The sequence below is a fragment of the Pandoraea sp. LA3 genome (assembly GCF_022696215.1).
Taxonomy (GTDB): domain Bacteria; phylum Pseudomonadota; class Gammaproteobacteria; order Burkholderiales; family Burkholderiaceae; genus Pandoraea; species Pandoraea capi.
In genome coordinates this window covers 21,289-44,794 of the sequence record NZ_PTPY01000010.1, presented here as the reverse complement: position 1 = coordinate 44,794, position 23,506 = coordinate 21,289, and the positions used below count along the sequence as shown (strand labels likewise).

The window sequence follows — 23,506 nt, the reverse complement described above, 5'->3', positions numbered from 1 at the left end:
CGGGCCAACAGGATGTGCTCACGCGTTTGCGGCATCGGGCCGTCAGCGGCCGAGCAAACCAGGATAGCGCCGTCCATCTGGGCAGCACCGGTAATCATGTTCTTGACGTAGTCGGCGTGGCCCGGGCAGTCAACGTGTGCGTAGTGGCGCGTAGCCGTTTCGTACTCGATGTGTGCCGTGTTGATCGTAATGCCGCGTGCCTTTTCTTCCGGCGCTGCGTCGATTTCGTCGTACTTCTTCGCTTCGCCGCCGAACTTGGCCGACAGAACCGTAGCGATAGCAGCCGTCAGGGTGGTCTTGCCGTGGTCAACGTGGCCGATGGTACCAACGTTCACGTGCGGCTTGGTCCGCTCGAATTTTTCCTTTGCCATTTCCGAATCCTCAGATACTGAATAGACGATTTAACAGTGTGATGAGCGTCGCACCTCATGGTGCGAACGCCCCTCAATTCAATTACTTGCTCTTGGCGCTGATGATGGCTTCGCTCACGTTCTTCGGAGCTTCAGCGTAGTGCTTGAACTCCATCGTGTACGTGGCGCGACCTTGCGTGGCCGAACGCAGTGCGGTCGAATAACCAAACATTTCCGACAGCGGGACTTCAGCGCGCACGATCTTGCCGCCGCCAACCATGTCGTCCATGCCCTGGATAATCCCGCGACGGCTCGACAAGTCGCCCATCACGTTACCCATGTAGTCTTCCGGCGTTTCGACTTCCACGGCCATCATCGGCTCGAGGATGACCGGCTTGGCGCGGCGCATGGCTTCCTTGAAAGCCATCGAACCGGCCATGCGGAACGCGTTTTCGTTCGAGTCCACATCGTGGTACGAACCGAACGTCAGGTGAACCGTGACGTCGACCACCGGGAAGCCGGCGAGAACACCGCTCTTGAGGGTGTCTTGAATACCCTTATCAACGGCCGGGATGTATTCACGCGGAATCACACCACCCTTGATCTCGTCGAGGAACTTGTAACCAGCGCCTTGCTCGCTCGGCTCAAGCGTAATGACAGCGTGACCGAACTGACCACGACCACCCGACTGCTTGACGAACTTGCCTTCCACGTCGGCAGCCGTTGCGCGAATGGTTTCGCGGTAGGCAACCTGCGGAGCGCCGATGTTGGCTTCCACGCCGAATTCGCGCTTCATGCGGTCCACCAGAATTTCGAGGTGGAGCTCGCCCATACCCGAAATGATGGTCTGACCCGATTCTTCATCGGTCTGCACGCGGAACGACGGGTCTTCCTGCGCCAGGCGGTTCAGGGCGAGGCCCATCTTTTCCTGGTCGACCTTGGTCTTCGGCTCGACAGCCTGCGAAATCACCGGCTCCGGGAACACCATGCGCTCGAGCACGATCGGTGCCGACGGGTCGCACAGCGTGTCACCGGTCGTTGCGTCCTTCAGGCCGACAGCAGCGGCGATGTCGCCAGCGCGCACTTCGTCGATTTCTTCACGCTGGTTCGCGTGCATCTGCACGATACGGCCCAGGCGTTCCTTCTTGCCCTTGACCGAGTTCAGCAGCGTGTCGCCCTTGTTCACGACGCCCGAGTAGACGCGGAAGAAGATCAGTTGACCGACGAACGGGTCCGTCATGATCTTGAACGCCAGCGACGAGAACTTCTCTTCGTCCGAAGCGCGACGCTCAGCCGGCTGTTCCTTGTCGTCCGTGCCCTTGACCGGCGGAATATCCACAGGCGACGGCAGGAAGTCGATCACGGCGTCCAGCATACGCTGCACACCCTTGTTCTTGAACGCGGTACCGCACAGCATCGGCTGGATTTCGCATGCGATGGTACGCAGACGAATGCCTTCGATGATGTCAGCCTCGGAGAGGTCGCCCTCTTCCAGGTACTTGTTCATCATCTCTTCGCTCGACTCGGCAGCCGCTTCGACCATGCCTTCGCGCCACTTCTTCGCGTCGGCAGCCAGCTCGGCCGGAATGTCCGTGTAGTCGAACTTCATGCCCTGGGACGCTTCGTCCCAAATGATCGCCTTCATCTTGATGAGGTCGACCACGCCCTTGAAGCCTTCTTCAGCGCCGATCGGCACCACCACCGGCACCGGGTTTGCCTTCAGGCGAGTCTTCAGCTGGTCATAGACCTTGAAGAAGTTCGCGCCGGTACGGTCCATCTTGTTGACGAATGCCAGACGCGGCACGCCGTACTTGTTGGCCTGACGCCAAACCGTTTCCGACTGGGGCTGCACGCCACCCACGGCGCAATACACCATGCAGGCGCCATCGAGAACACGCATCGAGCGCTCGACTTCAATCGTGAAGTCGACGTGACCCGGGGTGTCGATGATGTTGATGCGGTGCTTTTGATAGTTGTTGGCCATGCCGGACCAGAAGCAGGTCGTGGCAGCCGACGTAATCGTAATGCCACGCTCTTGTTCCTGCTCCATCCAGTCCATCGTCGCCGCGCCATCGTGCACTTCACCGATCTTGTGGTTCACACCGGTGTAGAACAAAATGCGCTCGGTCGTCGTGGTCTTACCTGCGTCGATGTGAGCGCTAATACCGATGTTGCGGTAGCGCTCGATAGGGGTTGTACGAGCCACTTTAAGCCTCTTTCAATGTAGCCGCCATTTTTGAGGGGGCTACTAACACAAACGGGCGAGGCGCAATTTCTCATGCGCACCCGCCCCGGTTTCTGCTCTAGGTACTGCTTGCCAGCGTCAGAAGCGGAAGTGCGAGAATGCCTTGTTGGCTTCGGCCATGCGGTGAACTTCGTCACGCTTCTTCATGGCGCCGCCACGGCCTTCCGAGGCTTCGATCAGCTCACCTGCGAGGCGCAGGGCCATCGACTTCTCGCTACGCTTTTTCGCGGCCTCACGCAACCAACGCATCGCCAATGCCATACGACGCGACGGACGCACTTCGACCGGAACCTGATAGTTTGCACCGCCAACGCGGCGGCTCTTGACTTCAACCACCGGCTTCACGTTACCGAGAGCGGTGTTGAAGATTTCCAGCGGATCCTTGCCCGCCTTGGTTTGGATCTGCTCGAAAGCACCATAAACGATGCGCTCTGCAACCGACTTCTTGCCGGCAAGCATGAGCACGTTCATGAATTTAGCGACATCAACGTTGCCGAACTTCGGATCGGGCAACACTTCGCGCTTGGGGACTTCGCGACGACGCGGCATGATTTCTTCCTTAATAAATTCAGTCGGAGCCTGGCTCCAGGCCACCTACTAGCCGTTTTTCGGCCGAGTGACCACTTACTCAGTGACGATGTACCACCATCACCGAACGTATATCCGCTAAGCCGCTTAGGCCTTCGGACGCTTCGCGCCGTACTTCGAACGGGCTTGCTTACGGTCCTTGACGCCTTGCGTGTCGAGGCTACCGCGCACCATGTGGTAACGCACACCCGGCAAGTCCTTCACACGACCGCCGCGAATCAGCACGACCGAGTGTTCCTGCAGGTTGTGGCCTTCACCGCCGATGTACGAAATGACTTCGAAACCGTTCGTCAGGCGCACCTTGGCAACCTTACGCAGAGCGGAGTTCGGCTTCTTCGGCGTCGTGGTGTACACACGGGTGCACACGCCGCGACGCTGCGGGCAGTCCTGCAGTGCCGGGCTCTTGCTCTTGATTTGAGCAGAGGTGCGCGGCTTGCGGACCAATTGGTTAATCGTTGGCATTGTGATTTCCTAAACGTGTCAAAAGCATGAAAGCCAAGGCGGGCCGTCATGCGACTTTACTGCGTACTCCCCGGCGACTCTTGCGGATTGTCCGCATCTAAACGCTTGATGCATAAGCACTTTGCATTAGGCACGGGCATACCGCCGGAAAAACCGGAGCCTGCGAGTATACCTGCGACCTACGCAAGTGTCAACGCACTCTCGCGCAAATCTTCCACGTAAGTCGTTGATTGTTAACGTTCAAACGTGGGGCCAGGCACCCGCCCAAGATGCGGCGCCCCCTCTCGAATTCAACACTTGCGATGCCCATGTATGCAAACTACACTGCATACACCGTGTTTTCATACACATAAATCCATACATAATACTGACATTGCGATGGAAACCTCCCACGACACGCTGCGGGCCACGTTCTGGAAACCCGCGTTGACCGCAGGCAAAGGCCCACGCTATCTGCGTCTTGCCAGCTTTATCGAGCAGTCCGTTGCCGACGGACGTCTGCGCCCCGGCGATCGCTTGCCAGCGCAGCGCGAGCTGGCGTCGTGGCTGGGTATCGATTTCACGACGGTCACCCGTGCCTACAATCGGGCGCGCGACCGCAGTGCCATCGAGGGTCGTGGTCCGCTGGGCACGTTCGTGAGTACGCCTCGCGTGGCGCTCGATCAGGTGCTGGATCTGGGGATGAATATCCCGCCTGCGCCGGCGGGCCTGTTTCTGGGGGAACTGCTGCAAAAGGGCGTCGACGAAGTGCTGCGGCACACCGACGCCTCGATGCTCATGGCCTACCAACTGGGTGACGGCGGTGTCGCCGACCGGCAGGCGGGCGCACTCTGGCTCACGCCGATGCTCGGTCAACTCGATCCGGCCGACGTGCTCGTTTGCCCGGGCGCGCAGGCCACGCTCGCCGCGCTGCTACTCATGGATACGGCGCGCGACGAAACCGTGCTGTGCGAGCCGATCGTCTATCCGGGCCTGCGCAGTGCGGCGCGCTCGCTCGGCCGCCAGTTGGAGAGCGTGGAAAGCGACGACGAGGGCATGCTGCCCGACGCCCTCGCCACCACCGCGCAGCGACATCGCGCGCGCCTCGTCTATCTGAATCCCACGCTCCAGAACCCGACCACCCGCACGCTGTCCGAGCGCCGCCGCCGTGAACTGATCGCCGTCGCCGACCGGCTCGATCTGACGCTGATCGAAGACGATCCGTACTGGCGACTCACCCCGGACGCTCCGCCGCCGCTGGCGCGTCTCGCGCCGCACCGCGTGCACTACATCTCCACGCTCTCCAAATGCCTCACGCCCGGCTTGCGCACCGCCTACGTCCGGCTCGCGAGCGGACGTCAGCGTGACATCTTCCTGAGTACGTTGCACTCGTTCGCGCTGATGGCGCCGCCCTTGATGGCGGGGCTTGCCACGCAATGGATTCACGACGGCACAGCCGATCGCATCATGGATGGCGTCAAGGAAGCCGCCGCTCAACGTCAGGCCATCGCCGCCGAAACTCTGGGTGACGGGCAGGCCCGACCGATGCCGGGCATCCACTTGTGGCACGCGTTGCCCGCACCGTGGACGGCCCGCGAGTTGACGATCGCCGCGCGCGCCGAAGGGCTGGCCGTCACACCGGCGGACGCCTTCTGTCTGAGCGCCGATGCGCCCAACGCCATCCGGATTTCGCTCGGTGGGGTACGCGATCCGGAGCGTCTTGCCAGCGCGCTCAAGCGTCTGAGATCGTTGCTGCGCGAAGCGCCGCCGAGCCTGCGCGCGGCCATCGTCTGACGACAAGGGCGAGATCAGGAGGTCGGGATTGCGAACGCAGGCGTCCCGACGCGACAGCCCGAATTCGCGCAGCGGCAATACTCCGGCCACCACGGGAAAAGGCCCGTGACCTCAACCGGAGTTACAACGATGCCCCATGCTTTCGGCGGATGGTTGGCGGGCGCCATGGCGTTGCCCCAGGTGTCCCAGATATGGAACGGCGCGCCCGCCCCACAGGCGCATGTCCACGAACTCTCGACGACGCTCGCGCAGGTCAGCGCCGCCCCCATCGCCCTCAGTACGACGCCCGCAAGCCTGCCGAGCCAACAACCGGCAGCGGCCTCGACGGCCAAACGTCACGACTGGTCACGCCCACCCATCACCCGCGCGCAGGTCTTCGCGGAACGGCTGACCGACGTGCGGCCCGTGTGCGTCGTGGGAAGTCACGACGACCGAGAGAATTGCCTGCTCGACCTGCCACCCGGCGTGCATCTGGATGTCAGCGCGGCGCACCTCCTGCTGGCTGGCTGCGAGGCGTCGCTCCCGGTCGATGTGCGTGCATCGCTGGCAGATGAGGGACGAAACACCCACAAGCTGGACCGCGCGTTCCTCAAGGCGCACGTCGCCGAATCTCATGGCCGTTACGCCATTCCGACGCTGGAACGTCGCCTGATCAAGCGCTTCAACCAGATATCGCCGGGGATGCTTCGGCTGCTGAACAGCACGGGGGCGTACATTGAAATACCGCAACTCTCGTTTCAGCACACCCTGACGAGCCAACAGGAAGCCCATCGGCATGGCATTCACGTCCCGTTCACCGACCGCGATTTGCACATCCCGACGGGTGAGTCGAGGGTGCATGACGCGATGCTGGGGGCCTACATCCGCATTCCGACCGATGGCCAGACGCACACCTTGCTCGTGTCGCTCATGTCTGCGCTGACAGTCGAGCTGATCCGGCAAGACCCGCGGGCGCATGTCCACGCGCAGCGCGACCGGATGTTCGGCAACGTGCCCGCCCACTTTCAGTCGACGAACCTCAAGATGCGCCGGCTGGCACACGACGGCAATATCGCGCGCGCACTCGCCACGCATCTGCATGACGGGCATCGGCGCTACGGCGAGTTCGCGTATGGGGCGTCGCGCGAGGTGCTTGCACCTACGTCGCATGCGGATGTCCGGCAGCGCACCTGTGCGCCGCCTTCACCGCCTTCACCGCCCTCACCGCCCTCACCGCCCTCACCGCCCTCACCGCCCTCACCGCAAGTGTTCACCACGCCCCACAATTCCGCCCCGTCGACGCCCGCCAGGCAAGACACCCCGCCTGCCACGCGCAGCCGTCGCCTGTCGCGTCAAAACAAGCTTTCCGTCGAGGAACTCGCACAGGCGATTGCGGAAATCGAAAGGCTGGACAAGCAATACAAATCACAAGCCCGCCCGCGTTACGGTCGATAATGGCGACATCGCACAAACCGCAAGGCAGCGCGATCAGACGGGACGGATGACGGCACTCTGGCGCGAATGGCGGCTGGCGGTCGCTGACGCCAACTGAGTTCATCGATTGACGGCGGCGGCCCGCGCGGCAAACGCACCCGCGCCACGCGGGCCAGGCGTCAAGCTATCGAAACTCGCAGTCGTTTCTGTCGCATCGGACGTAGCCGCTGTCACTCGCCACGTTTTACTTGCCGCGACGAATTCGTACACTCCCACATTTCAGCGGCCGCATTCGCGCCGCACGCGCTGACACGAGTCCTTTATCCGCCATGCAGGCAAGTTTCGAGAAAGACAGCATTCTGGTGCTCGATGTCGACGGCACACTGACCGATTCGGTTCGCATCCATCAGCGCGCCCTGCTCGGCGCCATGGAGTCGCTGGCGTTCGAGGCACTGAACACGGACTGGGGCAGCTATCCCCATCACACCGATACCGGCATCCTGATTCACGCGCACGCAGAGAACGGCCGCGCGCTGCCGCAACCGCACGACCTCGCCCGCTTCGAGCACGAGATCGACGAACGCTTCACCGCCCTGCTCAACGCCCACGGACTGGCTGAGATTCCGGGCGCACGAGCCTTCGTCGAGGCGGCCCACCGCTCGCGCTGGGGCGTGGTGTTCGCGACGGGCGGCATCCGTCAGGTGAGCCACCGCAAATTGCGTTCGGTCGCTATCGATTACACAGACGCCATGCTCATCACGGCGTCCGAGTACAGTTCGCGCGAGCAACTCGTCTCGGAAGCGATCAAGCGCGCGCAGGCCGGTTACGGCATCTCGCGCCCGCGCGCCGTGGTCTCGATCGGCGACGGCATGTGGGATCTGAAAGTGGCGCGCCAGCTCGGCATCGATTTCGTCGGCATCGGCTCGAAGCGCCAGCGCTCACCGTTGCTCGACGAAGGCGTACCCGTCTACGACGACATGTGGGACGCCATGCACTGGCTCAATCCGAGCCGCGGGCGCGCGTCAGGTACTCGCTTGGCGTCACGCCCATAAAGCGGCGGAACATGGTGGAAAACGCGCTCGGGGTGTCGTAACCGACTTCGAGCGCCACTTGCGTAATGGGCCGCCCGGCCCCGAGCAGCGGCAACGCCCCCAGCAGCCGCATTTGCTGACGCCACTCCCTGAACGGCAATCCGAACTCCGTCATGAAGCGCCGCTCCAGCGTGCGACTCGACGCCCCCACCTCAACCGCCCAGTCCTGAAGGCTTCGCGCGTCGGCGGGCATTGTCAGATAGGTATCGAATATCTTGCGCAGACGCACGTCGCGGGGCACCTGCAAGTGCAGCGGCGAGTCGCTCTTCCACTCGACTTCTTCGAGCAGCAGCGCGATGACCAGCGCGTCCTTGCCGTGCGGCGACCAGTCGGGAGGAAGTGTCATCGCGCGCAGAATCAGCTCGCGCAGCAACGCGGAGACGCGAATGACGACGGGCGAGTCGGGCGCCGTCATGCCACATCGCTCGACGTCGACATAGATCGTGCGCAACTCCACTTTGCCGCGCATCCGCACTTCATGCGTGACGTCCGCCGGAATCCATAAGGCGCGTTGCGGCGGAATGACCCAGAACGACGTGTCCGTGCGGACTTCGAGAATCCCCGTGCTCGCATACATCAATTGCGCGCGCCGATGGCTGTGAGCGCGCACCGCGTGGCCATCCGGATAGTCTTTCGCCAACACACCGACGGGACGGTCGTGAGCCTGAAACTCCAGGGGAATCGCACTGGTGATCGGCATTGGGACCAAGCCTCAATAAGGCAAAACGGCGAAAATTGGGACGAATTGGGACATAAAGGGCGATATCGCCAGCGTAACACCGCCCACTCGCGCCAACCAAGCCGAATCCCTTACCGCGTCATTGCAAGCCGCGCACCGCTCAGAACGGTTTGACGATGACCAGCACGACGATCAGCGCCACCGAAATCAGCGTGACGGGCAGTGCGCGTCGGAACAGGGCCGGCGGTTGCTGACTGCCGTCGCGCTCCAGTCGCCACAAGGTGGCCGACAGGCGTCCGTGCAACGCCGAGACGACGAGCACGAAAACCAGCTTTGCCATGAGCCACGGGGCGTGCCACCAGTTCGCCATGAACGCCAGCACCGGCCCCGTGATCCACACCACGATCAATGCGGGTGACGCCAGTCCGTAATCCGCGCGGCGCGCGGCCCGACGCCACTCGGGCTGGGCCAGTCGCCCACCCAGCGCCATCGTGACCAGCCCGGCGACGAACGCCATCACCGCCATCAGGTGAACAGCCTTGATCCACAGATAGAGCATCGACGGTCTCCTTGGGGATTCGAATGATTATTTCTATCTAAGCAAGAGTTGCTTGTAATAAGTCGCCTTTATCGCAAAGAGTCGCGTTAATACACTTCAACTGTCGACGATGAATTGAACATCGCCCCCTTCAAAAGACAGGAGAATCATCATGAAGCGCACACTTATTACCTCGGCTCTGGTTTCCGCAATGCTTGCTGTGTCGGCCGGTTCGGCCTTCGCCAGCGACGCCTTCGACGGTCCGTCGGAATTTTCGTGGGTCCCGCAAACCAGCGTGCTGACCCGCGCCCAGGTTCGTGAAGAACTGGTTCAGGCACAACAAGCCGGTCTCGTGGTGCAACACGACGCCGTGTACCCGAAGGCAGCCCCGAGCGCTCAACCGGCAACGGCCAACGCCCCGGTCACGATCGGTTCGGTTGGCGGCCAGCAACGCGCCGGCACGACCTACTTCGGTTCGTAATGTAACTCGCCGCGCCGCGCACCTCTCCTTTGACGAGAGGCCGCGGCGCGGCGCGCGTTCTGCGCATAACGACGCACCGGTCAGCCGGTGCACAGTGTGATCTCCGGTCTTCCCCGACCCAAGACTCCTGTCGCTGTGCGTAGCGGTTCCACGCACAGGACTTTGCCCGTCGCTCCGGCGACGGGCTTTTTTAGCCGGGAAGCCCGCGAACCCCGTCGTTCACCGACGCTCACCCCGACGATCCACGCGAAAACGAAGAAGCCCGCCGAAGCGGGCTTCTTTGCCATGTGCCACACGCTTCGCCGTCACGAATGACGACCGAGGCAGCGAATGGCGCGCAGCGACCAGCGACAGACGAAACGCCCGATTACTTCGCGAACGACTTCGCGAGGAATTCGAGCGCACGGCCGTGCGCCAATGCGGCCGACGGCTGATGATACGACCCGCGCGACCAGCAGTTGAAGCCGTGATCAGCGCTCGGGTACACGAACACTTCGGTGTTCGGGCGCGATTTCACCGCGTCGCTCACCTGCGTGACGATATCCGGCGTGATGTGGGCATCGAGCGCGCCATAGTGGAACTGCGTCGGCACATTCAGATTGGCCGCTTCGCCCAGATAGTTGTGGATGCCGCCGCCGTAGTACGGCACTGCGGCATCGACCAGCCCGCGCGCCGCGCTCAGATACGACAGCAGACCGCCGAAGCAGTAACCGATGGCGGCGACCTTGGCGCCAGCGTCGAGCTTGCTGCGCAGCGCTTTCACCGTGGCTTCGATATCCTTCACGGCCTTCTCGACATCGACCGATTTGCGCAGCTCCAGGGCGCGCGCCATGTCGTCACCCGCATAGCCGAGTTCGATACGGGGTGCGGCGCGCCAGAAGATGTCCGGCGCGAGCACGACATAGCCGTCCATCGCGTACTGGTCGGCCACGCCACGAATGTGTTCGTTCACGCCGAAGATTTCCTGCACCAGCACAACGCCCTGGGCGTTCGTCGTCTTACCCGTCGGCGGCAATGCGAGGTAGGCGTCGAAGGTGCCATCTACGGTTTCGACTTTGATCCATTGACTGTTCGACACGGAAGTTGCTCCATCAAAAAGGGGGGAAATGCCTGCGCCCTGACATCGTGCAAACGCCCTTGGGGATCGGACGTGGCCGTTTGTGGCGGCCGGACGCAGTGAGGCCGGATCAGTATAGGGATTTTTCACTTCACGCACAGCGGATGAAGATGCCCGCCGGACAAGGCCTGACGGCCCCCTTCCCGACAGACAGCGGGCACGCCGTGCACAAAGGCATGCGGGTTCGGGCAATGCGCCCCATACACCGTTTCGACGACCGAACCCACATGCGTCCGGATGTACCCCGTCGGCGGAAAATCGGCCAAGCGCGACTTCATGACCCCCAAGCCCTTCATGCCCCTCGCGTCATCAGGGCAATGGCCAGTCATGCGGCAAGCGCGGCTTCCAGCAGTTTCACCACGCCGCCGAAACCGGCGACCTGCGCCGAATCCACGCCATAAAGCGCGCTCAGCGACGGGCCGGGGTTCAGGTAGTCCACCCGCACATCATCGGCCGACGCCGCCCACACCATCACCTTCAGCGGCAGTTCCAGCCCGGCGTGCGGATTTGCCGCCATGACCGGCGTGCCGCCCTTCGGATTGCCGAAGAGCACCAGCCGCGTCGGACGCAACGATGTCCCCGCCGAAGCGGCCGCCGCGCTCTGATCGATATCCGCAAAGATCGTCATGCCGTGCTGCTTGAGCGCGTCGATCACGCGCGTGAGCGTGGCGTAGAAATCCACCGGGCTGCGCAGCGATGTCACGGTGGCGGGATGCGGGAATCCGGAATCCTGGGATCGCTGGCGCGATTGACTTGCATCGGTTGTCATGAAGGCTCCTTGAACGCTGAGGCAACATCGACAGGAAGCGCCCCGAGGCCGCTCGTGCCTCACTTGAACCGCTGCACCGGGATCGCCTGCGTGTCGCGACCACGCCAGTGTACCGCCGCGTGCCATGGCCCACCGGGAATGACATGACTGACAGCATTCCGGTCGCGCGCCCCGCTCCCCCGCCTCTTACGCGGCAACTCGCTACCCCACGCCTTGCCTGCTCCCTTGTGCACCTTACACGTCGTTACCGTCCCCCTGTCGGCGATTCGTTGCGCGTTACGCTTGGCCCCGTCGTTCGATACTTCTGCGAACGCATTCAATACGGAGTCCATATGATTAAATTTTCGATGCGTCATACCGTGGGCGCGCTTTCCCTGATGCTCGCACTGACGGCCCTCGGCACCGCGAGCGTGAGTGCGACCGCCGCCACCACCGACACGCTTCCCCCGGCACGTGCGCAAAGCGCCATGCAGACCGCCGATCTGCGCAACACCGGTGAGATGCCGCCCCCGCCGCCGGGCATGGGCCCGCATGGTCCCGGACCGATGGGTCCCATGGGCCCGATGGCGCCGGGGGGGCCGCGCGGCCCGGGCTTCGCCGCCATGCGCACGATCGACGAAATTGCGCATCTCTACCGTGTCGGGGGACATCCGGAGAACGTCCTGCCGTTCTATCGCGAGACGCTGACGCAAACACGTGACCCGATGCTGCGCCACCATCTGCGCGAGGCCATTGCACGCGAGGAACTCAAACCTGCCGACACGGCGGCGGCCATCACGACGCTTCGGGCACAACTGAGCGAGGATCTCGCCACCCTGCCCGCACCCGATGCCAAACGTCGCTAATCGTCACTAGACGCGGCGCCGCATCCGCCGTCAACCGTCACGGGAGACGCGCCTGCACGCCATGGATTGACGGGCGCGGCGCTCACAAAGGCCGCCGCCCGCGTCAGAACAGATACTTCGCACCAACGTTCACAAGCACGCCGCGCATACCGGCGGTGCCGAAGCTCTTCTGGTACGACACCCTGCCGTACAACGAGAAGCTGTTGCCCTGCACGCTGTTCACCCCCAGCGAGAACAGCATCGAATCGCCGTACTTGCCGGTCTGAAACATCGTCTCGCCGACTTGTACGCCCGTACCGGCGACAAACGCATGGATGACGTCGACACCGAAATACGGCGTTACCCGACCTGTCCCGACGTCGAACGCGCGCGTAAGACGAACGCCGAAGCGCCCGGTGACCTGATTCTGCGAGCCGATGTTCACGGCAAGCCCGTCGCCGTCGACAATGTTGTCGAACGCGAGATGCTGGCCGATGAACTGCATTTGCGGCTCGAGGCTCATGCCATACGGCAACGCCAGCGGATATCCGCCCTCGATGGACGCCGCATAGCTGTTGCCGCGCATCGGTGCGACGTCGCCGCGCGCGTCGGTCGTCGTGCGGCCGTTGAACCAGCCGAGCGACACGATGCCGTCGACATACCAGCCCTTCTGACTCTGGTACGTGCCATAGCCATAGAGACGATAAGTGCTGGCGCGCGTGGAACTCGGCCCGTCGATGGCATTCGGCTCGTAGTGCAGCCAGCCCATCGATCCGGCGGCGCCGAAGCGCCAGGTGCCGTTCTCGGTGAAGTGTTTGAGCAGATTGCCGCCGACCTGAATCGCGCCGTAGTCGACGTTCATGTCGTAACCGAAGGTCTGGAAGCTCTGATTCGATCGGTACTTGAAACCGCCGCCATAGCCGCGCATGAACATCTCGCCGGGGCCGCGATCGCGCCCGAGTTCACGGTCGTCGCGCACCTCGCCCAAACGCCGGTGCAGTGAATCCAGATCCGCCCATCCGGCTTGCAGGAACGCCGCCGGCGCGCTCAGATAAGACGCCACCTGCGGCGCCACTTCCCGGCGCGCATCGGGCGGCACCGGCGCCTCGACCTCACCACCGGGCGTGCCCGGCTCCTCCGGATCGACGGGCCCTTCGGGCGACACGTAAGCGCTTTGCAAACGGTAATCCCAATACCCGCCCCCCGTGCTCACGAGATTCTGCGCCGCGTCGGCCGTGCCGTGCACCGAGCCGGGACCATAGGCATACAGACGGTACTCATACGGCGAGTTCTGCGCTACGGCATACCCGCCCGACAGACGGAAGGCGCCGACCGTCGACGCCCCTGCGACCTGCACGACGGAAATGCCTTCGTCATTGGTAATCACACCGCTGGGCGATGTCAGCTTGCCGGGACTGCCCGACGTCGGCTTGATTTGCAGCACCGTGCTGCCGCTCGCCGCTCCCTGAATCAGCAGACGGTCGCTGTATTGATTCGACAGCGCCCCGCCTTCGTTCAGATAGGTGTTGAGGGCGACCGTACCGCCATTGCCCGCGTAGTTGTTGCCGATGCTCACGTTGCGATACGACCCCTGACTCGTCGGCGCGGAGGTCAGTAACGACGTCACCGGAAAGTCGATCAGACTGTTCGTGTTGTTCAGCTCCGTGACGTTGGACGACTGCGTGACATGCCAGACGCTGTTGTTACTCAGATTGACGACGGACGTGCTCGTGGCGTCCGTGTAGATGCGTCCGGTCAGCGTGGCATGGCTCGCGTCGAGATTCAGCGTGGCGCCGAGTCCCGAGCGTGTCGTGGCGTTGATGGCGCCGCCGCCCCCACTGAGCGTGGCATTCACCAGATTGACGTTCGCGATCCCGCCGTACACCCACAAGGCAACGCCGCTGTCGGACGTCACCGTAGTGTCCTGCAACGTCATGTTGTAACCGCCCGCGCGCGCCGGGGCTGCGCGCGGACCCGGCAGCGATCCGGCGAGGGGCGCCACGATGTCGCTGCCCAGGTCGGTCGGCGCGGCGGGCACCGGGGTGACGATGGCCAGCGGGGGCGGCGGATCGCTCGACGGCACCAGCGGCGTGGTGGCGGGCAGTGTCGGCAGGCCGGGCGTCGGCGCCGACACCGTCACGCCGGTAATGGTCTGCGGTGCATCGAACACGATGGCCGCCGTTCCGGCCCCCGTCGCCCGAATCGATGCGCCCGTCGCGTTGAAAAGCCCACCGTTCTGGATGCGCACCGCGTAAGCATTGGTACCCGCCGTCGTAATCGAGGTTCCTGCGCCGGTCGCGCTACTGCGCAGCAGATTGACCGTCCCCGCGTTGGCATAGATGCCGTAGGTGCTCGCCTGATCCGTGGTGATCGATCCGCCCGCGAAGTTCGTCGTGCTCCCCGTCCACCCATAAATGCCGTAGGCCTGTGTGCCATGCGTCGCAATGGCGAAGTCGGACACGTTCACCGTCGCCGCCCCGCTGCCGGCGAGCAGGCCGTACGCCGTCTGTCCTTGGGTGGTGATGGAGCCGCCGTTCAGCGTGGCCGTCGTGCTGCCGGAGATCCACATGCCGTAAGCCGACGTCCCGAGCGTGTTCACGGCGATCTGCGAACCGGTGACCGTCGACGTGCCGTTCACCAGCAAGCCGTACGTGGCGTTCTGTGTAGTCGACAGACTCAGCCGGTTGAGATTGCCCGATGCCGTACCGATACGCACGGCATGACTGCCCGCCCCGGTCGTGCTGACAGTGACCGTGCCTGCCGTGCCCGGATCGGTGTTCGTGTTGAGCGTGCCGCCGGACTCGGCATTCAATCCGAGGTTGCCATCCACGCCGGTGGAGATCGTCGAATTGCCATTGAGGGTGGCGATCGAGCCGTTATAGACCTGCACGCCCCCTCCGCCTGCGACCTTCGCGCCGTTCGCCGTCACCGTTGAATTCGTGAGCGTGATGTTGCTGCCGCCCCAGGAACGCACGCCCCAGCTGTCCTGACCGTTGACGGTAATCGACGTGTTGCTGAGATTGATGGTGGACGTGGCGCCGTAAGGCCGCATGCCGTCCGCCGTCTGCCCGTTGGTGACGATGGTCACGTTGGACCCGGTGAGCAGCGAATTACCGGAAGACGATTCCGGCATGTAGACACCATGCACCGACGTGCCGTTACCCGTGAGCAACACGCCCGTCGAACTGGCCACGATGTTCACGGTGCCATGCGCAATATAGAGCGCATCGTTCGGCGCGCCCGACCGGAAGTCCGACGTCACCGACACCTGCCCCGGCGTGCCGAGATTCGGATTGATCGTGACGGTGGCGCCACGGAACACCGAGATCCCCGCTCCGCCGAGTTGTGCCGGGTACGGCGGCACCGGGTGAATCGTCACGCTGCCCTGGATCACGCCCACCGGAACGACATTGCCGTCGTAATACTGCTCGTAGGTCAGCGTGGTGCCCGACGTGATCTCCGGCAGTGGGTAGGTCTGCGCGCGGGCAGTACCGATGGAGAGAAACACCAGAGAGACAGCCATCGCCAGCGGTCGGCGGCGAGGCAAGCATTCGCACGTTGCGTGAGTCACTTTAACTCCTTGGGGAAGGGAGACAAGCGGACACATCGGAAGTAGTACGAAGCAGTACACACGGAATCGCGTGGAATCGCGCGGCATTGAACGTGGCTTCGTGGGTAAACACTAAACCACTTGCCTGGAAAACTACAGCGCGACGGCACATCGAAATGCCACAAGCGCCAATCGCGCCGCGAATCAGTGATTTATATTTTTCATTTCGGCATGATTATCGTAATTTTAATTACCGAAATGTGGCGTTCTCGCCTCGGCGTTGAGTCGAATCATTGAGAGGCCGCACGACGCCGATTCGCTATTCGCGCGGCGTTTTCATGATCGTTGCGTTCCACTGCGGCAGCCACGCCAGCAGGAACTCGGCGAAGCCTTCCGCTGCCGGTGACGCGGCCCGGGACAACGGACGATACACGCACACCTGACGAATCGTCTCCGGCGCGATCACGCGGCGCATCACCAGCCCGAACGATGGCGCGAGCGCCGCCACGTAACCGGGCGTAAGCGTCGCGGCGAGCCCCTGCGAGGCCACGCCGAGCGCCGTTGTCACGTTATCGACGACATCGATGGATGTGATGCGCGCATCGGGCGGCGCCGACAGCCGCATCTGCGCGACGCTGCGCTCGTGATCGCGTCCGGCAGCCACGAGCGGCGTATCGCGCAGGTCCGTCCATCGCACACGCTTGCGTTGCGCGAGCGGATGCGACGGCGCACACCACAGCACCCAGGGACTGTCGAATGCGGGCGCGCCGGCCACGTGCGCCCCCGTCGCCCGATTGGGTCCGATGGCGATATCGAGATCGCCGTTGGCAACGTGATCGATGAGCGCATCGACCGGCGTATCGACGACCCGCACCACCACTTTCGGACGCGACGCCGTGTACTCGCGAATGGCCACCGGCAACGCCATGCTCGCGAGCACCAGCGGCGCGCCCACACGCACGATACCGGCGGCGCGATTGCGCAGGTCGTCGGCCGTCTTCTCCGCCGCCTGCACATGCCGCAGCACCGACTCGGCCGATGCCAGAAAATCCCGTCCCGCGCTCGAGAGCGCCACCCGTCGCGTGGTGCGGTCGAAGATCCGAAAGCCGATCACCGATTCCAGCTCGGCGACCAACTGACTCACGGCAGACGACGTGAGGCCGAGGCGATTGCCCGCCTCGGCAAAACTATGCAATTCGGCAATGGCGACCAGGGCTTCGAACTGGCGCAGCGTCACACGGGTCAGGGGCATGGCGTTTCGATTATCAAGTTTCACTTACGAATGGACCAGAATCGATTGATTGTTCCGCAAAGGGGCGTCGCCCACAATCGATTTTCAAAATTCCTCACGGCGTTTTCCGACAGACCCTACCTGCTGAGCCAACCCAGCATCGAGACGGAGCGAGACCCCATGTTTTCCCACGTCGACGCCTATCCCGGCGATCCCATCCTCAGCCTGAACGAAGCGTTCGGCCATGATCCCCGCCAGCACAAGGTCAACCTGTCGATCGGTATCTATTTCGACGACGACGGCCGTCTGCCGGTAATGCAGGCGGTACGCGAAGCCGAGTCGGCGGTGCTCTCGGACATCGGGCCCCGCCCCTACCTGCCGATGGCAGGCACGCCGGCCTATCGCCACGCAGTGCAGGCGCTCGTCTTCGGTGAAGACAGCGCCGCGCGTCGCGAGCAGCGCATCGCCACGTTGCAGACGCTGGGCGGCGGCGGGGCCTTGCGTGTGGGCGCGGACTTCCTCAAGCGTTACTTCCCGCAGAGCACCGTCTGGATCAGCGATCCGAGCTGGGACAACCACCGCGTGGTGTTCGAGAGCGCGGGCTTTCCCGTGCAGCCGTATCCGTATTACGACGAAGCGACGGGCGGTCTGCGCTTTGACGCCATGATGGACACGCTGCGCACGTTGCCCCCGCACAGCATCGTGCTGCTGCACGCGTGCTGCCACAACCCGACCGGCGTCGACCTGTCGTCTGCGCAGTGGCAGGCGCTGGTGCCGGTGCTGCGCGAGCGCGGACTGATTGCGTTCGTCGACATGGCTTATCAGGGCTTCGGTGAAGGGCTCGACGCCGATGCCTTCGCCGTGCGCGCCTTGACGAACGCGGGCGTGCCGACCGTCGTCGCCAACTCTTTTTCGAAGAACTTCTCGTTGTACGGCGAGCGCTGCGGCGCGCTGTCCGTGGTTTGCGCGACGGCGGACGAAGCGTCGCGCGTGTTCGGTCAGTTGATGGGCACCGTTCGGGCGAACTACAGCAATCCGCCCACGCACGGCGCGCGGCTCGTCGCCCAGGTGCTCACGACACCCTCGCTGCGACGCGCGTGGGAGACCGAGCTCGACGGCATGCGCACGCGCATCGCCACGATGCGCTCGCAGATTCACGCGCGTCTCGCCCCGCATGTGAGCGGCGAGAAGCTCTCGCGTTATGTCTCGCAGCGCGGGATGTTCACCTACACGGGGCTGTCGGCGGACCAGGCGGACACGTTGCGTGAGACGCATGGCGTCTACCTGCTTCGCTCGGGGCGCATGTGCGTGGCCGGGCTCAACACGCGCAACGTCGACACCGTGGCGCAGGCCATCGCGCATGTGCTGACGCGGTGACGCCACTGCCGGACCTGACGCGGCCATCGGGCAACACACGGCGCGCATGCCCGCCACCACAGTGCATGCAGACCCCACGCGGGTGACCGCGACATAAAACAAGACTGCAAGATTGGAGACGACATGAATACTGCTTCGGCTACGGGCGCTGGCATTGATCGAGATGCCACGTCCGCCACTTCCTCCACCTCGCACACCTGGCGTGCGGTGATATCGGCGTCCATCGGCAATGCGCTGGAATGGTTCGATCTCGTGGTGTACGGCTTTTTCGCCGTCACGATCGCCAGACTCTTCTTTCCTGCGCACGACGATACGACATCGCTGCTACTGACGCTCGGCACCTTCGGCGTGTCGTTCTTCATGCGTCCGCTGGGCGCCATCGTGATTGGTGTCTATGCCGATCGTCGGGGGCGTCGCGAAGCGCTGACGCTCACCATCCTGTTGATGATGGCCGGCACGGCGATCATCGCGTTCATGCCCACTTACGAGACCATCGGCGTACTCGCCCCGATGGGCATCGTGCTGGCACGCATGATTCAGGGCTTCTCGGCGGGTGGCGAGTTCGGCAGCGCGACGGCGTTTCTTGCCGAGCACGCGCCGCAACGGCGCGGCTTCTTCGCGAGCTTCCAGGTCGCGAGTCAGGGGCTGACGACACTGTTGGCCGCCGGCTTCGGTGCGGTGCTCACGAGCACGTTATCGCCGGAGCAGATGCAGAGTTGGGGCTGGCGCGTGCCGTTCCTGTTCGGTCTGATGATTGGCCCGGTGGCCTATTACATCCGCCGCCATGTGAGCGAGACGCCGGAGTTTCTGGAGTCGGAACCGACGCAGACGCCGCTGCGCGACACGCTGGGGCATCAGAAGATGCGTCTGCTGCTGGCCGTGGGCGCAGTCGTCGTGGCGACGGTGTCGACGTATCTGGTGCTGTACATGCCGACGTATGCGATCAAGCAGTTGGGATTGCCGGCGTCGGTGGCATTTGCGGCGACGCTCGCCACGGGCATCGTGCAGATGGTCCTGTCACCGATCGTGGGTGCGTGGTCGGACCGTGTGGGACGTGCGAAACCGATGATGATCGCTGCGGCCTTGCTGCTGGTGTCGATCTGGCCGATGTTCTGGCTGCTCACCACGCACCCGAGCTTCGGCATGATGCTCGCGTTGCAAACGCTGCTGGGCGTGTTGATGACGATCTACTTCGCACCGTTGCCGGCGTTGGCCTCGGAGATTTTCCCGGTGAAGACACGCACGACGGGCCTGTCGCTGTCGTACAACCTGTCGGTGACGTGCTTCGGCGGCTTCGCCCCGTTCATCCTGACGTGGCTCATCACCGCGACGGGCAGCAAGCTGGCCCCGAGCTTCTACATGATGGCCGCCGCCGCCGCGGGCCTGATCGCACTGAGCCAGGTGTACCGGCATACGGGCGTGCGTTAAATGGCTAAGGCAACAGAGAGGGCGTAAGAAATGAAGAAGGGCACCGCAACGGTGCCCTTAGAGCGCTTTGAGATGCTGGAGAAGATCTGGCAATGCGATCTGAATAGTGTCCCACACCACATCGAGGTTGATGTCGAAATACCCATGAGCGATGCGGTTACGCATGCCGCGCATCGCACGCCAGGGAATGTCGGGATGGGATTGGGCGAACTCGCTGTGCTGGTCCATGACCTTGGTCGCCGCTTCGCCGATGATAATCAGACTCATCACAACAGCTTGCTGCGTCCGCTTGTCATGGAGGAAGTCTTCCTTCGACAGACCATCAACGAAATCACATGCGTCGGCAGCCGCCTGACGCATGTGATCGAGATAATCCGGCAAACGCGTCTGACTCATACCGGCCGTGCCTCTGCCAACACAGAGTCCCTGAATTTGACGGGCAAATCCAGCGGGGTCAACACGTCGACGTGGATGCCGAGCATGGACTCCAGTTCGTCCTGCAAGCCGCCCAGATCGAAGAGTGTCGTCCCCGGCAAGGCATCGACCAGAATGTCGAGATCGCTATCGTCGCGATCCGTGCCATGCAGAACGGACCCAAAGACCCTGGGATTGGACGTGCGATAACGGCGTGCCGCTTCGCGGACGGCAACGCAATGGCGTTTCAACAGAACTGACGGTCGCATAGCTCACCTCACTTGCGTGGCTGACTCACCTTACCGGCGATAACCGTCAATATAACCCATGCATCCGTCCGAAGAGGCGGGTGAGGCCGAGCAGGGCGTCGATGTTCGGGGTCGGCACCGACACGCGCTGGCCGATCTCGCGCACGACGCCGACCAGCGCGTCGAGCTCGATCGGGCGGTTGGCTTCCACATCCTGCAACATCGATGTCTTGAACGCGCCCAGCTTCGCCGTCACCTGATGACGGTCCTCCGGCGACTGGTCGATCGCGCAACCGATCTTCGCCCCGATCACCGCCGCCTCGCGCATCGCCGCCGAACAGAACTCGCGCACCAGCGGGTCGTCCAGCAGACGGTCGATGGTCGCGCCCGTGATCGCCGACACCGGGTTCATCGTCAGATTGCCCCACAGCTTGTACCAGATGTCCAGCCGCACATTCTCCGACGCCTTCGCCTCGAACCCCGCCCGCGTCAGCAAGCCCGCGAGCCGCTGCACGCGCTCGCTGCCGCCACCGCCCGGCTCGCCGATGATGAGCCCCTGGCCCATCTTGTGATCGACCAGCCCCGGCTCCGGCGTCGAGGCGCTCGCGTGCACCACGCAACCGATCACGTGCGCCAGCGGTATGGCCGCGCCGATCGCGCCGTCCGGATCCACGCTCGTCAACGGTGCGTCGCCAAACGGCGCCACCCCCTTGCAGAACCACCACGGCACCCCGTTCATCGCCGGCAGCACCAACGTCTGCGAGCCAAGCAACGGCACCACCGACGCGGCGACCTGCGCCAGTGCCGGTCCCTTCACCGCAATCACCACCAGATCCTGCTCGCCCAGCTTCGCTGCATCCTCCAGCGGGTGCGCCGCCGCCACGGGCGCCGTGGCGAGCGACTCGCCCTGCCGCACGCGCCAGCCGCGCTCGCGCAGCGCCGCCAACGTCGCGCCGCGCGCGAGTGCGCTCACCTGCGCCTCTCCCGTCGCGGCAAGCTTCTGCCCGATCAGGCCACCGATGGCGCCTGCGCCAATGATCGTCACCTTCATCCGTTCACTCCGGTTGTTGTGCCGCGAGACGATAGTTCTCCTTGAATCGCTCCGGCACACGTTCGTCGAAACCCAGCGCCACCCGGCGCACTTCCGGACTGTCGCCCGGCGGATGCCCCACCCCGAGCGCCGCCGCCCGGGGCGCATCGATCTGCACCACCCGCCCCGAGAGACGCCCCAGCCCGGTGATCTCGCACTCCACCAGATCACCCGCATCCACCGAGCGGGAGTGGCACGGCGTGCCCATCAGGATCACGTCGCCCGGCACCAGCGTGATGTGCCGCGCAATGTCCGCGATCACGTAATGCGGGCCCCAGATCGTCTCATCGCCGATGTTCGCTTCCTGCACTACGCGTCCGTTGCGATACGTGCGCAACGTCTGCTCGAACAGGTTCACCCCGCGTACGATACCCGGCCCGATGGGCAGCAACGTGTCCGCGCCCTTCACCCGCAGCATCGAGCCCTGATCGGTGTCGCGAAAGTCCTGCAAGCCCATGTCTAGCGCCGGGCAGAAACCGTCGATGTAATCCCACGCCTCATCGGGCAACACGTTACGGCACGTCCGCCCGATCACCACGGCGTACTCGCTTTCGTAGTTCAGATACCGGCAATCCGCCGGCTTCAGAATCTGACCGCCGTGACCGTTCAGCGATGTGGGCGGTTTGGTGAAGTATGTCGGCGTGTCCGTGGGCTTGGGCTTGTTACGCGTCTCCATGCTACGCGAGCGATACGAGATATGCACCGCGATAATTTTCGACGGATCCACGGGCGGCAGATGTGTCACCGTTTGCGGATCAACAAGACGACCGTCGTCGAGCCGCAGCATGCCCTGCCGGTCGCCTCGTGCGTCATCAGCCTCGACGATCGTGCCCCAGAACGCGCTGCCGCCGAGCAGAATGCGTCGACGCTCGACACGCGGGCCGCGCATCACCTCGGGGAGTGCCTGTAACGGAAATTCGAAGTCCATCGTCGCGCCTCGTCAAACGGTGTCGAACCAGATGTGCACGTTGCCCGTGCCACGCGCGTTCTCGTAATCGGACAGCACCGTGCCCGCACTGCGGCAATCGGCGCCGCCAAGCGCACCGACCATCTGCAAGTAATGCGCGCCGTGCGCTTCCCACGGACGCTTCCGGTAATCCGTATCCCAGTCGGCCAGAATCCGGTCATGACGCCCCTCGCGAAACGCTTCAATAGCCCGTTTGTCGCTCTCGATGTTCTCCGGACGCGACACATTGCTCTCATGGAAGATGCGCGGGTGATTGGGCTTCCAGTCGAGACCGTTGAACTTGTGACTCAACGCGCCCGACGCCAGCATCACCACACGCAGATCGCTGCGACGAATCGCTTCCCCGATCACCTCGCCCGATTGCAGGAAGTGATGCGTCTCGCAGTTCTGGCACGAACTCACCGTCACGATGGGCCAGGCATCGAGCCGCATCTGCTTGATGACGTTGATCGTCGGATAGTGACGCGGCAAATCCGGATGCTGCACCGCTCGCGCCCGCACGCTGCGCTCTCGCGCCACGCCGTCGATGGCGAGTGCCAGCTCCGGGTGGCCGCGATAGTCGTACGGCACGCCGTGCAGATACCACGGCATCTCGTCCGAGACGTACATGCCCGAGTACCGCGGCCCGCCGTCGATCAGGTGATAGCCGGTCGTGAACCAGTGCGAATCGAAGATCACGATGACGTCCGGGCGCACCGCCGCGATGCGCTCCCGCACGCGCGCGTAGCCGGGGATCAGATCGGAATCCGCTCCCGCCCCCTGCAACACACGAAACTCCTCACACTGCATCAGGCCGGGGTGATGCGACACCAGCGCCGCGCCGACGATCTGTCCCATAGTGCTCTCCTCTCATCCTGTTGTTTTGCGGGCC

General features: G+C 63.6%; 23 protein-coding genes. 7 read left to right on the top strand and 16 right to left on the bottom strand.

Annotated features, from left to right (window positions below; translation table 11 throughout):
- The 4 genes from C5N93_RS00385 to rpsL form a co-directional block, all read right to left on the bottom strand.
- Positions 1-371, bottom strand: a 371-nt coding sequence (locus C5N93_RS00385; RefSeq protein WP_242557863.1) for a GTP-binding protein, incomplete at its 3' end; no start/stop codon positions are given.
- An 82-nt stretch (positions 372-453) separates the two neighbouring features.
- Positions 454-2,556, bottom strand: a complete 2,103-nt coding sequence (fusA, locus tag C5N93_RS00380; protein WP_069343917.1) for an elongation factor G — start codon at positions 2,554-2,556, stop codon at positions 454-456.
- 117 nt (positions 2,557-2,673) lie between these two features.
- Entirely contained in the window at positions 2,674-3,144 is a 471-nt protein-coding gene (rpsG, locus tag C5N93_RS00375) for a 30S ribosomal protein S7 (RefSeq protein ID WP_017232357.1), read from the bottom strand.
- Positions 3,145-3,270: 126 nt separating this feature from the next.
- Positions 3,271-3,645, bottom strand: coding sequence for a 30S ribosomal protein S12 (gene rpsL / locus C5N93_RS00370; RefSeq protein WP_010804142.1), 375 nt, complete (start codon positions 3,643-3,645; stop codon positions 3,271-3,273).
- A gap of 378 nt (positions 3,646-4,023) precedes the next feature.
- On the opposite strand from rpsL, the gene C5N93_RS00365 reads away from it, so the two are divergent.
- The 3 genes from C5N93_RS00365 (at position 4,024) to C5N93_RS00355 (ending at position 7,883) form a co-directional block, all read left to right on the top strand.
- A complete protein-coding gene (locus C5N93_RS00365; RefSeq protein ID WP_242557862.1) occupies positions 4,024-5,418 on the top strand; it encodes a PLP-dependent aminotransferase family protein in 1,395 nt (464 codons plus the stop codon).
- 129 nt (positions 5,419-5,547) lie between these two features.
- Positions 5,548-6,852, top strand: a complete 1,305-nt coding sequence (locus tag C5N93_RS00360; RefSeq protein ID WP_242557861.1) for a hypothetical protein — start codon at positions 5,548-5,550, stop codon at positions 6,850-6,852.
- A 308-nt stretch (positions 6,853-7,160) separates the two neighbouring features.
- Positions 7,161-7,883 (top strand): HAD family hydrolase, encoded by a 723-nt coding sequence (locus C5N93_RS00355; protein WP_069343914.1) that lies wholly within the window; start codon positions 7,161-7,163, stop codon positions 7,881-7,883.
- On the opposite strand, the gene C5N93_RS00350 is transcribed toward C5N93_RS00355, so the two are convergent.
- Both C5N93_RS00350 and C5N93_RS00345 read right to left on the bottom strand, forming a co-directional pair.
- Positions 7,831-8,622 carry a helix-turn-helix transcriptional regulator gene (locus C5N93_RS00350; RefSeq protein ID WP_242557860.1) on the bottom strand — a complete coding sequence of 264 codons (792 nt, stop codon included), beginning with the start codon at positions 8,620-8,622 and terminating at the stop codon, positions 7,831-7,833. The genes C5N93_RS00355 and C5N93_RS00350 overlap by 53 nt on opposite strands.
- Positions 8,623-8,761: 139 nt before the next feature.
- Positions 8,762-9,160, bottom strand: a complete 399-nt coding sequence (locus C5N93_RS00345; RefSeq protein WP_242557859.1) for a CopD family protein — start codon at positions 9,158-9,160, stop codon at positions 8,762-8,764.
- A gap of 151 nt (positions 9,161-9,311) precedes the next feature.
- Between C5N93_RS00345 and C5N93_RS00340 the strand changes: the two genes are divergently transcribed.
- The gene (locus tag C5N93_RS00340) at positions 9,312-9,620 is read left to right on the top strand and encodes a DUF4148 domain-containing protein (RefSeq protein WP_242557858.1); all 309 of its coding nucleotides are present in this window, start codon (positions 9,312-9,314) and stop codon (positions 9,618-9,620) included.
- Between the two features lie 367 nt (positions 9,621-9,987).
- Here the strand turns inward: C5N93_RS00340 and C5N93_RS00335 are convergent, their stop codons facing one another.
- The 3 genes from C5N93_RS00335 to C5N93_RS00325 form a co-directional block, all read right to left on the bottom strand.
- Positions 9,988-10,698, bottom strand: coding sequence for a dienelactone hydrolase family protein (locus tag C5N93_RS00335; protein ID WP_242557857.1), 711 nt, complete (start codon positions 10,696-10,698; stop codon positions 9,988-9,990).
- Between the two features lie 125 nt (positions 10,699-10,823).
- A complete protein-coding gene (locus C5N93_RS00330; protein ID WP_242557856.1) occupies positions 10,824-11,015 on the bottom strand; it encodes a hypothetical protein in 192 nt (63 codons plus the stop codon).
- A 47-nt stretch (positions 11,016-11,062) separates the two neighbouring features.
- On the bottom strand, positions 11,063-11,506 hold the full coding sequence (locus C5N93_RS00325; RefSeq protein ID WP_242557855.1) for a DUF302 domain-containing protein: 444 nt from the start codon (positions 11,504-11,506) through the stop codon (positions 11,063-11,065).
- 332 nt (positions 11,507-11,838) lie between these two features.
- On the opposite strand from C5N93_RS00325, the gene C5N93_RS00320 reads away from it, so the two are divergent.
- A complete protein-coding gene (locus C5N93_RS00320) occupies positions 11,839-12,351 on the top strand; it encodes a hypothetical protein (protein ID WP_242557854.1) in 513 nt (170 codons plus the stop codon).
- A gap of 103 nt (positions 12,352-12,454) precedes the next feature.
- On the opposite strand, the gene C5N93_RS00315 is transcribed toward C5N93_RS00320, so the two are convergent.
- Together C5N93_RS00315 and C5N93_RS00310 are read right to left on the bottom strand one after the other, a co-directional pair.
- The gene (locus tag C5N93_RS00315; protein ID WP_242557853.1) at positions 12,455-15,853 is read right to left on the bottom strand and encodes an autotransporter outer membrane beta-barrel domain-containing protein; all 3,399 of its coding nucleotides are present in this window, start codon (positions 15,851-15,853) and stop codon (positions 12,455-12,457) included.
- Positions 15,854-16,199: 346 nt separating this feature from the next.
- A complete protein-coding gene (locus tag C5N93_RS00310) occupies positions 16,200-17,132 on the bottom strand; it encodes a LysR family transcriptional regulator (protein ID WP_242557852.1) in 933 nt (310 codons plus the stop codon).
- 159 nt (positions 17,133-17,291) lie between these two features.
- On the opposite strand from C5N93_RS00310, the gene C5N93_RS00305 reads away from it, so the two are divergent.
- On the top strand, positions 17,292-18,488 hold the full coding sequence (locus C5N93_RS00305; protein ID WP_242557851.1) for an amino acid aminotransferase: 1,197 nt from the start codon (positions 17,292-17,294) through the stop codon (positions 18,486-18,488).
- A gap of 123 nt (positions 18,489-18,611) precedes the next feature.
- Positions 18,612-19,916, top strand: coding sequence for an MFS transporter (locus C5N93_RS00300; RefSeq protein ID WP_242557850.1), 1,305 nt, complete (start codon positions 18,612-18,614; stop codon positions 19,914-19,916).
- Between the two features lie 57 nt (positions 19,917-19,973).
- On the opposite strand, the gene C5N93_RS00295 is transcribed toward C5N93_RS00300, so the two are convergent.
- The 5 genes from C5N93_RS00295 to C5N93_RS00275 are packed head-to-tail and all read right to left on the bottom strand — an operon-like array spanning position 19,974 to position 23,472.
- Complete coding sequence (locus C5N93_RS00295; RefSeq protein ID WP_242557849.1) at positions 19,974-20,312, bottom strand: DUF86 domain-containing protein; 339 nt, start codon at positions 20,310-20,312, stop codon at positions 19,974-19,976.
- A complete protein-coding gene (locus tag C5N93_RS00290; protein ID WP_242557848.1) occupies positions 20,309-20,599 on the bottom strand; it encodes a nucleotidyltransferase family protein in 291 nt (96 codons plus the stop codon). Before C5N93_RS00290 ends, C5N93_RS00295 begins: the two co-directional genes overlap by 4 nt.
- A gap of 46 nt (positions 20,600-20,645) precedes the next feature.
- Positions 20,646-21,629 (bottom strand): 2-dehydropantoate 2-reductase, encoded by a 984-nt coding sequence (locus C5N93_RS00285; protein ID WP_242557847.1) that lies wholly within the window; start codon positions 21,627-21,629, stop codon positions 20,646-20,648.
- Between the two features lie 4 nt (positions 21,630-21,633).
- Complete coding sequence (locus C5N93_RS00280) at positions 21,634-22,596, bottom strand: fumarylacetoacetate hydrolase family protein (RefSeq protein WP_242557846.1); 963 nt, start codon at positions 22,594-22,596, stop codon at positions 21,634-21,636.
- A gap of 12 nt (positions 22,597-22,608) precedes the next feature.
- The gene (locus C5N93_RS00275) at positions 22,609-23,472 is read right to left on the bottom strand and encodes an extradiol ring-cleavage dioxygenase (RefSeq protein ID WP_069343901.1); all 864 of its coding nucleotides are present in this window, start codon (positions 23,470-23,472) and stop codon (positions 22,609-22,611) included.
- Positions 23,473-23,506 lie beyond the last annotated feature (34 nt).